The organism is Geobacter sp. OR-1, assembly GCF_000813145.1.
Taxonomy (GTDB): Bacteria; Desulfobacterota; Desulfuromonadia; order Geobacterales; family DSM-12255; genus Geoanaerobacter.
Window position 1 is genome coordinate 260551 of the sequence record NZ_BAZF01000001.1, and the last position, 12121, is coordinate 272671.

At 54.3% G+C, this 12121-nt stretch carries 9 protein-coding genes; 3 read left to right on the plus strand and 6 right to left on the minus strand.

From position 1 onward, the window contains the following. Positions 1-10 precede the first annotated feature (10 nt). The 4 genes from OR1_RS20505 to OR1_RS22440 form a co-directional block, all read right to left on the minus strand. Positions 11-3790 (minus strand): S8 family serine peptidase, encoded by a 3780-nt coding sequence (locus tag OR1_RS20505; RefSeq protein WP_052440181.1) that lies wholly within the window; start codon positions 3788-3790, stop codon positions 11-13. 234 nt (positions 3791-4024) lie between these two features. Next, positions 4025-5353, minus strand: a complete 1329-nt coding sequence (locus OR1_RS01100) for a citrate (Si)-synthase (protein ID WP_041969415.1) — start codon at positions 5351-5353, stop codon at positions 4025-4027. A 272-nt stretch (positions 5354-5625) separates the two neighbouring features. Beyond that, positions 5626-6819 (minus strand): Xaa-Pro peptidase family protein, encoded by a 1194-nt coding sequence (locus OR1_RS01105; protein ID WP_041969416.1) that lies wholly within the window; start codon positions 6817-6819, stop codon positions 5626-5628. After that, positions 6791-6949: a hypothetical protein gene (locus OR1_RS22440; protein ID WP_193377080.1), complete on the minus strand. Its 159-nt coding sequence runs from the start codon at positions 6947-6949 to the stop codon at positions 6791-6793. Before OR1_RS22440 ends, OR1_RS01105 begins: the two co-directional genes overlap by 29 nt. Positions 6950-7113: 164 nt before the next feature. On the opposite strand from OR1_RS22440, the gene OR1_RS01110 reads away from it, so the two are divergent. Together OR1_RS01110 and OR1_RS01115 are read left to right on the plus strand one after the other, a co-directional pair. Then, complete coding sequence (locus OR1_RS01110) at positions 7114-8028, plus strand: transporter (protein ID WP_152609770.1); 915 nt, start codon at positions 7114-7116, stop codon at positions 8026-8028. A gap of 217 nt (positions 8029-8245) precedes the next feature. After that, entirely contained in the window at positions 8246-8848 is a 603-nt protein-coding gene (locus tag OR1_RS01115) for a 50S ribosomal protein L11 methyltransferase (protein ID WP_041969417.1), read from the plus strand. A gap of 179 nt (positions 8849-9027) precedes the next feature. Here the strand turns inward: OR1_RS01115 and OR1_RS01120 are convergent, their stop codons facing one another. Further along, entirely contained in the window at positions 9028-10671 is a 1644-nt protein-coding gene (locus OR1_RS01120; protein WP_041969418.1) for an AMP-binding protein, read from the minus strand. A 424-nt stretch (positions 10672-11095) separates the two neighbouring features. Then, positions 11096-11413, minus strand: coding sequence for a cupin domain-containing protein (locus tag OR1_RS01125; protein WP_041969419.1), 318 nt, complete (start codon positions 11411-11413; stop codon positions 11096-11098). A gap of 111 nt (positions 11414-11524) precedes the next feature. Here OR1_RS01125 and OR1_RS01130 point away from each other — a divergent pair, with 111 nt between their 5' ends. Then, a complete protein-coding gene (locus OR1_RS01130; protein WP_041969420.1) occupies positions 11525-12118 on the plus strand; it encodes a hypothetical protein in 594 nt (197 codons plus the stop codon). Positions 12119-12121: the final 3 nt, after the last annotated feature.

Below are 12121 nucleotides of genomic sequence, written 5' to 3' on the forward strand. Positions count from 1 at the left end.
TTCAACGACATTAAGGAAGCAGTACTATATTATTCAGTTCCACAACTCCGTTAACAATTACCAGCGAACCGTGAACCTTTGTCTGCAGAGAGTTGTCGTTAAAATAGCAGTTATAACCGCCCCACAGCTTCAGATTAATGCCGCGATCCAATAAAATACTCTCGTAGATATCGACTCCCTGCACATGCATTACTTCATCGACGACATCGTTCAAAGCCGATTGCATGCTGTTGTAATAGGCTATGGGGGTTCGCGGAGTTCTTGCCGGATAAGCGACGCAAACCGGGTCTGCAACCGTTATTGAAAACTGCTTCGATGTTGTCCTGCCGGAGCTGTCCTGCAACTGCAGCGTAAAGCTATAAATACCGGTTTCAGTCGGCACCCCTTTGATGACAGAGGAATCGGTAGAACCCTCAAACACTAGACCTGGCGGTAGAGCCCCGGAAACCAGGGACCAGCTGTATGGGCTTGTTCCTCCGCTTCCGGTAATCACCAGTTTGTAATCCGTCCCATTCGTAGCCGGGACAAAAGACTGGCTGTTTATCCCCAATATCGTCACCGACATCTGTTTGCTTGCCGTCATACCTGTCGCGTCAGACACTCGAACATCGAATTGCACCTTACCGCTGCCATTGATAATTCCAGAAATCACCCCTGTGACCGGGTCCATGGTCAATCCTGCGGGAATCGCTCCCGAGCTTACGGACCAGCTGTACGGAGGCGTACCACCCCGTGCGGATAGAGCCGTGTCATAAGGGGCCCCGGACACTCCTTCCGGCAGAGTTCCAGAAGCGGTAACAGCAAGTGCGAGGGAGTCATTGAACTTCACCGTGAGAGCCTTTAAATACACATTGTCAACATCGCCTGAACTGCCAGTGACAAATATATTGCCGTTCGGGTCCAGGGTGAGCCGCTCGCCGCGCTCAGACCCGCCGGCGTCATAGGTCATGCCCCACAACATGTTGCCGCTGAAATCGTATTTCGATACCAGGAAATCTGTCGGCTTGTAAGGGGACCCCAGCAGGCTCCCGGTCACATAGACGGCGTTTTCGTCCACTGCAAGACCGAACCCCTTACTGCCAATCCCTTCAACATGACTCCTTTTCCAGAGGACATTGCCGTTCTGGTCAAATTTTGTGAGCAGCTGAACAGCCGGCGATGCGATCGACCACCCGGTGACATAAACATTGCCGTTCCTGTCAACCGCCACGTCCTGCCCGGTTTCTTTACCCCCGGAGTCATCGGTCTTTAGCCAGAGCTCTTTCCCTGATGCATCGAATTTCAGCAGCAGCTGATCATAATTGACAATTCCTGGTGCAGCTGTATTGGCTGCATTGCCGGTTATATACACATTGTCATTCAAATCCACCGCAATATATGGATTGCTCAGAACCCTTGTGCTTGTGCTCTTGGCAGTGCCGGTCCAGAGTTCGTTTCCAGAGGAATCATACTTGACGATGACGATATCGTTGGTAGATGTGCTGTAAGTCCCGGAGATATAGATATTGCCCTGCTTGTCGGTTGAAACGTCTGTCACTTCATTGCCGGGACGCTGTCTGCTCCAGAGAAGATTCCCATCCGGATCAAATTTGGAAAGGAGATATTTATCATAACTGCACGCGGTCGAGGACCAAGTGCAGCTCATCCCACCTAAATACAGAGCCCCCTCCCTGTCAAGTGCTATTGCCGAAGGTATCCCAGCAGGATTTTTGTACCATAGAAGGTTCCCGGCAGGATCATATTTGAAAAGATAGGCACAGGATTCCCAGACATTCTGGCCATTAAGAAAATAACCCTCTCTAATCAGATAGCTGTTCCCATCGCCATCTACAGCAATATCGACCAAATTACCCACTAAATAATCCACATAAACGTTTGTAAAAGAGTTGCTGTCAGATGTAACACTCCATTCAACCTGTATGCCGGGAGGATAGACGCTTATTAAGAGATCCTGCAGCGCCTTTGCTCCGTGAGAATCCAACAGTTGCACAGTTAACTGGTAACTCCCTTCAGTTGTGGCTGAGCCGGATAACTCTCCAGTGGAACCGTTAAGTGTCATGCCTGGCGGCAAGCTACCCGATACAACGGACCATGTGTACGGGAAATGACCGCCTGAACCGAGCAGAGACTGGCGGCAAGGTGAACCGACATTTATTCCTACTGAACGGGTAACTATGCCGAGAGCAGGAAACTCGATTACTTCGCGTCCTGCAGGTGATGAGAAAACAAGAACCTCCAATGACCGGGTCGGAGTCCAGGTTGCGGTAAAAACACCATCTCCACCCACTTGGTCTAAACCTAAGCCGTCATCTGCAAGCATCAGGACATCGCCGTTTGAATTTGTCACCGTAACCGGGCCGGACGGCGCCGAGCAGTTAATGCTCATCACCGAGAGGGTAACCGGCGTGCCTACAGATATCGAAGATGGCTTCTTCAGTATCGAAAAGAGCATCCTTTCAGAGCAGGTCAATGAATTATAGGCATCAATCCTCTTGCCGGTTATCGTCCTTTCATACATATTCGGCACACTATCAGCTCCTGACAAAATAAGGTTCTTAATCCCTTTCCAGTCCATTGCCGGGAACTGCGCCTTGATCAGTGCAGCAAGCCCGGTAGCATGAGGGGCCGCCATTGATGTACCGGAAAGAAGGCCGTATCCGCCGGGAATCCCCCACTCATTAACTGCAGGGAGCGTGCTGTATATCCCAACTCCCGGAGCGCTTACATGAACAGTTCGTCTCCCATAGTTGGAAAATGTCGCCTTGTTGTCGTTCCTGTCGGTTGCTGAAACGGATATAATGTTAGGCAGATCGTACGATGCGGGATAAGAAGGCTTGTTATCGCTATCTGTTCCGTTATTGCCGGCCGCTGCGATAAAAAGAATGTCCTGTTGAGCGTTAATCGCATCATACAGCGCCTGCGAAAAAGCCCCACCCCCCCAACTGTTATTTGTGGCCACTATATTGGCTCCAGCATCTTTCAGGCTCTTAATGTAGTCGAGACATTGCAACGCATTGTCAAGAGTGCCGGAACCGCTTGCAGACAGGAATTTGCAGGCGGTAAGCTTTACATTCCAGTTGACGCCGGCAACACCGGTGCCGTTGTTCCCGATGGCGCCAATAGTCCCTGCGACATGGGTTCCATGACCATTGTCGTCAAACGGGTCTGAATCCTGATTCGCTGTATCTATCCCGACATTGACCCACAAATTGGCAACCAGGTCCGGGTGAGTGTAATCTATACCGGAATCAATTATTGCCACAACGTTATCGCTGCTGCCCGTGCTAATATCCCATGCAGTCGTCGCCTTTATGTCAGCACCTGGTGTACCCCCATTCTGACCGGTGTTCAGAAGCCCCCACAACTCGCTGAATTTAATATCATCAGGGGTTCGCTGAATCGTATAGATAAAGTTTGGTTCAGCGTATTCAACATCCGGATCATTCCTGTAAAGCTCAACCGCATCCTTCACCGTCATCCCACCATTGAGCTTTAGATGATGCGTCTTCTGATTCCTGAACTCCTTGATTTCCCGGGCGCCATGACGCTGGTGAAGCTGCTGTCTTTTCTCCACTGGAACCTTTTCCCGGAATTTGACGATTATCTCGTCATCCTTGTACTGATGAACGTCTGATTTGTCATTCCGGAGATTATTCGCAACAAACCGTGAGTCCTTTCTGGATGATTTTTCCAGATCAGAAAGTTTCACGGCCGTTTGTGCTGCAAAACACGGCGGTTTCCAGACAGCAAAAAGCGATATGACGATGCACAGCAATAAACCACGTTTCATTTCCCCTCCGGAACCGACCAAATCCAAGACATTTATTCATCGCAGCGATAATAACAAAACATTAAATAAGAAATTATGAAATTTTTGCAATATTTCTGCCAGATAGAATTAAATGCGAGTTAAACTCAGAAGGGTTAGAAGCTGGAAATGGGGTTTGCGTCAATGAAAAATTTACATAAAAAAAGGGGAGATGCCGAAGCATCTCCCCTTTTTATTGCTGCTGCGAAGCCGTAATTAGGACAGCTTGCGGCCGCCTTCTGCAGCCCACTTCTCCAGCATTGCGGTGGTAACCGACTTCGGACGCTCGATGGCGTAGCCGAGGCCACGGTCCCAGGTAATGTTGGCCATGCAGCCGAGGGCGCGGCCCACACCGAAGAGAACGGTGTAGAAGTCCCACTCGCGGAGGCCGTAGTACCACTGGATAACGCCGGACTGTGCGTCGACGTTCGGCCAGGGGTTCTTGGCTTTGCCCTGCTCGGTGAGGACGCCAGGGGCGACTTCAAAGATCATGGCGACAACCTTGAACAGCGGATCGTCCCTGAGGCCCGGGGTGTTGAGGCAGAACTCGCGCTGTGACATGTAGCGCGGGTCGGTCTTGCGGAGAACGGCGTGGCCGTAACCCGGAATTACCTGGCCGGAGTTGAGGGTATCCCAAAGGGCCTTGGTGATGAGTTCCTTGGTCGGCTCGACGTCCTTGCAGTACTTCTCCTGGAACTTCATGGTCCAGTCGAGAACTTCCTGGTTGGCAAGGCCGTGCAGCGGGCCGGCAAGGCCGTTGAGACCTGCGGAGTATGCATAGTAAGGATCGGACAGTGCCGAGTGAACCAGGTGAGTCGTGTGGGCAGAGACGTTCCCGGACTCGTGGTCGGAGTGGAGGATGAAGTACATACGGGCAACATCCTTGTACTCTTCGCTCTGGCCGATCATATGGGCAAAGTTGGCGCCCATGTCGAGGCTCGGATCGATGGCGATCTGCTTGTCGCCGCGATACTTGAGGTTGTAGATGAAAGCAGCGATAACAGGAATACGGGCAACCAGATCAGATGCATCTTCGTAGACATATTCCCAGGCGGTCATCTTGTTGAACTTGCCCGAGCCGTAGAAGGCATAGAATTTGGAATCTTTCTGCAGGGCCAGCATACCAACGGAGAGCATTACCATCGGATGGATATCCTTCGGCAGTGCGCGGATGGCGTCGAACACGTACTGGGGAACTTCCTGGCGTACTTTCCATTCCTTGACTACTTCGTCAACCTGGGCCTGGGTCGGCACGTCGCCGGTGAGCAGGAAGTACCAGAAGGACTCGACAGTCGGGTAATTTGACTTGGGTGCCTTTGGGAGCGCAGCGAAGGTCTCGGGGATGGTTTTGCCGCGGAAACGGATACCTTCCTGGGGATCCAGGTAGGAGATGTCGGTCACGAGGCTGCGGATGTCGCGGGCGCCGCCGATACACTGGTCGATGGTTACCTGATCGATAACGACCTTACCGAATTCCTTGACCAGTTTTGTTGTGCGGGGGCGGAACTCTTCAATCTTCTGCTTGAGGGTTTCCTTCAGTGCCATGTTGCGTGCTCTCCTTTCATGCGTTGTTGTTATTAGGTTGGAAATGAACCGCAGCAAAAACCAGAAACCTGCTGGACCGTACACTCCCTCCTTTCGTTGCTCACTAAATAATTGAATTCAGATACGTTTTTCTGCAAATAACGGGTTGAAACAGCGCGCACAATAAAGATTAAGGGACTTACATGGAACAGCGATTCGATATACTGTATACAATTGTGCGGCTCTTATAGCATCGGCTTAAATTAAAATCAACAAAATTTTTCATGGCTTCGTCAAAGAATTACCAGCCTCGGGTCGGAATAGGTCAGCTGCTTCAGGGTTCCGTCGCCGGCCAGGTAAAAGGTATCCTCGATCCCCACTGCGCCCAGCCCCGGCAGCACGACCTTGGGCTCGAAGGCAAAGGCCATCCCCGGCTCCAGGCTCATGGTGTCGAACCCCCTGGCAATGAACGGATACTCGTCGATCTCCACGCCGATGCCATGACCGATGAAAGAGACCTGGGCGCCTTTAGACCCCATGAAACTGTCGGTGTAACCCAGCTCCTCGGCAAATTTCCGGCAGGATTCGTACAATGCCCCCCAGGTCGGCCTGGCCGGCGCCAGCTCGATCATCAACTCCTGCACCTTGACCATGTCCTCATACGCCCGGACCAACTGCTCCGGCAGCCCGCCGATGGCAAAGACGCGGGTCTGGTCCACCAAGTAACCGTCGATGCTGCCGGCAAAATCGACAATGATCGGCTCGTGTGCGGCAATCGGCTTGAAGCTGGCACCCTGGCCGAACGCCGGGCTGGGCCCCACCCCGCCGAGCGGGGTATCGGTGTATGCCGGTACTGCGGAGTCGGTGCCGGAAATCGTATGGCCGAAGATCATCTCGCCGTTGAAGACCCGCATCCTGATATGGCCGAGATGGCCGTTGCGGCGCGCCGTGTATTCAAGCTCGGCGGCAAGCTCGATGTCCGTGATCCCCTCTTTGATGACCTCTGTGGCCCTCCGGTAGACCTTGTCCACCTGGTCCGCGGCATCCTTCATGATATGGATTTCGTAGGCGGATTTGATCATCCGCACCATCCGGATCAACGGCGTGGCGTCGCTGAACGCCGCCTGCGGAAAGACCTTCCGGTACCGCTCATAGAACAGTACCGGCACCACATCGAATTCCATTGCGATGCTCTTCGGCTCCGGATAGCCGAACTCGGCCAGGATCCGGGGAAGGTCTTTGGGCGAACCGAACGGCACAACCTCTTTCAGCCCGCATTCCATCCTGGCCCGGCCGACATCCCTTCTGACCAGGTAGAGCGGCTGGCCGGTTGCCGGAACATAGAGGCACCCGCTCTGGATGGTGCCGGTAAAATAGAACAGGTCGGCGTTCTGGAGAATTATAACCGCATCAAGCCCCTCTTCGGCCATCTTGAGCTGCAGCCGGTGACAACGATGCTCAAGCTCGACTGTTGGCGTTATCCGCATTCTTCTCTCCTCTCAGTCTCTTTTCCATCTTGCGGCGCCGCCGCCCTCCCAGAAACGTCTCCTCAATGACAATCGCCAGAAAGCAGAGCATGAACAGGGCCAGCACAACGCCGAGTATTGTCGATCTCACATCTTCCCCCGTCTGTTGTTAGATTACCGCAACGCTTTGTATACAAAAACTTCATGCCCCAAGTCCAGCAAAAGATTCTCCCTTGCGCCCGTGGTGCAATATTGATAATAATGCCGCTTCAAGAACCTGTGTGATCAGATTCAATCAAAAGGGAGGGTTAGAAAATGATGCGGAGATTTTTCAGGATGGCCGCTATTATGAGCGGCTCGATAATGCTTCTCGGCCTGCTGGTGACCGGGGCAATGGCAACCGAGGGGGGCGGAGGCGCCTATCCCAACGGCGCGGAGGACTTCATGGCCGGCGCAGTGCCGCCGCCCGGCACCTATTTCCTGGACTACTTCAACTGGTACTCGGCCGACCGGCTCAATAATAACGACGGCAAGAGCTCCAACCCCGACTTCAAGCTGAACGTCACTGCCAACGTCTTCCGGTTCCTGCATGTCACCGACAAGACCGTCCTCGGGGCGAACTGGGGGATGCAGATGTTCGTGCCGATCCTGAACGTGGACGCCACGGTCACGACTCCGGGGGGCAAGATCAGCCAGAGCAAGTTCGGGCTGGGCGACATCATCATCGACCCGGTGATCCTCTCCTGGCATTTCAGCAAGAACCTGCACGCGGTCTTTGGGCTGGATATCTTCCTCCCCACCGGCGATTACGACAAGACCAGGATCGTCAACCCCGGCAGGAACTACTACACGTTCGAGCCGATTATCGGGGCAACATACGTCTGCGACAAGGGGTATGAACTGTCCGGCAAATTCATGTACGACATGAATACCAAGAACAGTGCCACCAACTACGAGTCAGGCAACGAATTCCATGTCGATTACACCTTCGCCAAGCATATCGGCCCCTGGAGCCTCGGCGCCGGCGGGTATTATTACCAGCAGGTCACCGATGACGAACTGAACGGCAACAAGATCGATAACAGTCGCGGCTATGCCCTGGCCATCGGCCCGCAGGCCAAGTACGACTACAAGAACATGAGCCTCGACCTCAAGTACCAGTTCGAGGTCGAAACCGCCAACCGCCCGCAGGGGAACAGTCTCTGGGCCAAGTTCGTCTACATCTTCTGACCGTACCTGATCCATTCGACATTGGGGCCTCCGTTACGGAAGGCCCCGTTTTTTTAGCAGGTTGTTGAAAAACAGCCATCTCGTCGCCGTCCTCGAAAGCCGCCGTGTGCGGCGTAGCGCTGCTACGCCTCCGTGGGGCTTTCTGTGGGTGCGCCGATCTGACCATTTTTGAACAACCTGAGTTTTTCAACAGCCTCCTAACTTGAGGAGCCCAGCCATGAGCAGCTACGGAAGAGTATTCAAACCGTTCGACATCGGGCCGTTCACGATCATCCCCGAAGGGGAGCCGGCAACCGGTTGCGGCATCCCGATCATTCTCGGCAAAAAGGGGGCATTCGGCTCCGGCGAGCATGAGACCACGGCCGCATGCCTGGAGTTCCTGGCCGGAATGGGGAACCTGGCCGGCAGCAAGGCCCTGGACCTGGGGAGCGGCACCGGGATACTGGCGATAGCCGCGGTACGGCTGGGCGCCGCGTCGGTGCTGGCAATCGATATCGACTGGAAGGCAGCGGTTTCCGGCGTCGAGAACATCCGGCTCAACGATGCGGAACCTCGCATTGCCACCCTCTGCGGCGAACTCTCGTGCATCAGCGGCACAACCTTTGACCTGATCCTGGCCAATATCTACGCCGAGATCCACCTGCTGCTCGCCCCGGAGATGGCCGCCATGACCCGGCCCGGCGGCATGCTGCTCCTCTCCGGCATTCCGATCCAGGACAAGTTCGATGTCCAGCAACGGTTCCTGAACCAAGGGTGCGAACTGGTGGACAGCCGGATCGGCGAAGATTTCGTCACCTACCTGATGCGCAAACCTTCATGACACGAAAAAACCCGCTCATCCAAAGATGGCGGGTTTTTTTATTCTGACAATTGTCAGGAGCGTGGATTTTGATGCGAGTTCAAGGCGGTTGAGGAACCGTGCGGAGACATAGCAGCGCTATGTCGCACAAACTGGTGACGAAAACCAACGCCGAAATCGCGCAAAAGCCGCGCTCCCGCTTACTCCTCCAGGTGCAACTCTTTAATAGCCATATCCCGCAGCTTGAACTTCTGAATCTTGCCGCTGGCGGTCATCGGGTAGCCGTCGACAAACTTGACGTACTTCGGGATCTTGTAGTTGGCAATCCGTCCTTTGCAGAACTCCCGGACCTCATCCTCGGTCATGGTCTCCCCCTTCTTGAGGATCACCGCGGCCATCACCTGCTCGCCGTACTTCCGGTCCGGCACGCCGTAAATCTGCACGTCCGAGATCTTCGGGTTGGTATAGAGGTATTCCTCGATCTCCTTGGGATAGATGTTCTCACCGCCGCGGATGATCATCTGCTTGATACGGCCGGTGATCTTGCAGTAGCCGTTTTCGTCCATGACCGCCAGGTCGCCGGTGTGGAGCCAGCCGTTGGCGTCGATCACCTTTGCGGTTTCCTCGGGCATCTTGTAGTACCCCTTCATCACCATGTAACCACGGGCGCAGAGTTCACCCTGCTTGCCGGGCGGCAGGGTGGCGCCGGTCTCGATGTCGACAATCTTTACCTCGGCTCCGGGGAGCGCCCGGCCTACGGTGGAAACCCGCAGCTCGACAGAGTCCTCGGTGCGTGTCTGAGTGATGCCCGGCGACGATTCGGTCTGGCCGTAGACACTGGTGATCTCGGTCAGGTTCATATCCTTGACGCACCGCTTCATCACCTCGATGGGGCAGACCGACCCGGCCATGATGCCGGTCCGGAGGGTGGAGAGGTCGAACCTGCCGAATTCGGGATGCTCCAGTTCGGCAATGAACATGGTGGGAACGCCGTGGACTGCGGTACAGCGCTCCTTCTCGATTGTTTGCAGCACCTTGAGCGGGTCGAAGATCTCCACCGGGACCATCGCGGTGCCGTGGGTGACTGATGCCAAAACCGCCAGGACCGACCCGAAGCAGTGGAAGAACGGCACCGGGATGCAGAGCCGGTCCTTGTCGGTGAACTTCATGCATTCACCGATGAAAAAACCGTTATTGACCAGGTTGTGACTGGTCAGCATGACCCCCTTGGGGAACCCGGTGGTGCCGGAGGTATACTGCATCTGGATGGTATCATGCTTGTCGACCGTAGCCTCCGCAGCCAGCAGTTCGGCATCGGAGACACCCTTGCCCATCTCGGCAATACTCGTGAAATTCAACATGCCGGCCGGGGTCTCCTCACCGATGAAGACAACAGTCTTGAGAAACGGCACCTTGGCGTTGTTGAGTTCGCCCGGTTTGGTGGCGGCCAGTTCAGGCACCACCTCAGTCAGAGTGGCAACGTAATCGGTATCCTTCCATGACCTGACCATGAACAGGGTGGTAGAATCGGACTGGTTCAGGATGTACTCCAGCTCAGCCGACTTGTAGGCGGTGTTGACCGTCACCAGGACTGCGCCGATCTTGGCGCTGGCATACATGAGCACCACCCACTCGGGGACGTTGTAGGCCCAGATGGCGACATTGTCACCCTTCCTGACCCCCAGCTTCAGCAACCCCTTGGCCACCCCGCGGCAGAGATCGTTGAACTGCCGGTAGCTGTAGCGCAGCCCCAGCTCGGGATAGACCAGGGCATCGTTGTCCGGATAACGTGCCGCAATATGATCGAGAAGCCCGCCTACCGTGAATTCGAGTTGTTGTGCCATGTTTATCCCTCCGAAATCAGTATGAGCCGCACAAAACCATTAACATATTGAATTAAAAGGGTTATTTCTTACCACAGGAGCAGGGGGCAAGTCAAGCGTTTTAAAACGATGTCTCCATGATGTTTTTCTTCCATTCCGGCAAAGAAATTGCTTGACAGCACGGTTGCCCAACCTTTTCCGGTAGTTACACAACATCTCGTAATTATTGATTTTTTTAACCAGATCCAGGGGCAAAATCGCCTGCTTATAATTTAGGCAAATCGCAAAGGTAGCTATTTTTTGTGACGGTTAGGCAACGTCTTCACATTATTTACACAATGTTATCCACAGGCATTGTGGAATCGTCCCCAAGAGACATAACCCTTTAATTTCGGCAAGTTACAAATATTACCACTAAAGGGTTACTAATACCCCGAATACCAGCTTAAGCCCTGATCATTACCAGCACCATCTTGAAAGGAGACTCGGCGGCCAACGAATGGGGGTAGTTTGCCGGCATTATTATCATTTCGCCCGCCTTGACCAGGTAATCGACCCCGTCCACCGTCACTTTCGCCTCGCCGTCCACCACCTGCACCAATGCATCGAACGGAGCGGTGTGCTCGGAAAGCCCCTGCCCGGCGGCAAAGGCAAACAGCGTGATCGTCCCGGCCTTCTTGTCCACCAGGGTCTTGCTGACCACTGCCCCGTCCTGGTACCCCACCGCTTCAACCAGATTTATCTGCTCGGCCCGGATCGCCATGATTCCCTCCCTGTCGCGTAATCTTAGTTTCTATGGTATAGATTCTACCAGAGATGAACGGCCTTGTTGTTGACCGGGGTCAAACAACCCAATTCAGGGGGAAGAGAATATATGAACGAGTTGCATCGAACCTTTTTGTTCCGGCTGTGCGTCCTGACCGCCCTGATTGTGCCGCTGGCCGGCTGCTTCCCGGCCAAATACATATCCAGCTCGGGAAAAGAACTGATCCTGGCCTCTGACCGGAGCGGCCAGACCGGCGAGATCGACCAGGGAGCCGCCAAGCGCTGCCTGGAGGGGGAGACGGCCGTGTACAAGAAGCTGTTCGGCGACCGTCACAACCCGTGCGCCGAACTGGGGTTATTCCTTATCAACAACACCCTGGTCGACGAAGGGGTCGCATATTTTGAAAAAGGACTCAACGTCGAGAACTCGTACAACGCCTCTGTGGCCGCTATTCAATCGGAAAACCTGGGGGTCATGCAGAAGACGCGGGTCGCTAATCTCCTCTTCGACATCTGCCTCACCAAGCAGGTGAAAGACCTTATCGACGGCCGGGATATCACGGCCGACATCTGCACCCAGGCCGGTGCCCTGTTCGAGAAGGTGAAATACCGGGAAAACGCCATCCTGATGTACCGGAAAAAATGCGAACTAACCGGGAAATGCGACGAACTGACCCGGCTCGGCGCGCCGGTAAAGAAATAACCA

Coding starts and splice junctions, on each gene's coding strand:
- OR1_RS20505 (WP_052440181.1), bottom strand. CDS start 3,790: ATGAAACGTGGTTTATTGCTGTGCATCGTCATATCGCTTTTTGCTGTC.
- OR1_RS01100 (WP_041969415.1), bottom strand. CDS start 5,353: ATGGCACTGAAGGAAACCCTCAAGCAGAAGATTGAAGAGTTCCGCCCC.
- OR1_RS01105 (WP_041969416.1), bottom strand. CDS start 6,819: ATGCGGATAACGCCAACAGTCGAGCTTGAGCATCGTTGTCACCGGCTG.
- OR1_RS01110 (WP_152609770.1), top strand. CDS start 7,114: ATGATGCGGAGATTTTTCAGGATGGCCGCTATTATGAGCGGCTCGATA.
- OR1_RS01115 (WP_041969417.1), top strand. CDS start 8,246: ATGAGCAGCTACGGAAGAGTATTCAAACCGTTCGACATCGGGCCGTTC.
- OR1_RS01120 (WP_041969418.1), bottom strand. CDS start 10,671: ATGGCACAACAACTCGAATTCACGGTAGGCGGGCTTCTCGATCATATT.
- OR1_RS01125 (WP_041969419.1), bottom strand. CDS start 11,413: ATGGCGATCCGGGCCGAGCAGATAAATCTGGTTGAAGCGGTGGGGTAC.
- OR1_RS01130 (WP_041969420.1), top strand. CDS start 11,525: ATGAACGAGTTGCATCGAACCTTTTTGTTCCGGCTGTGCGTCCTGACC.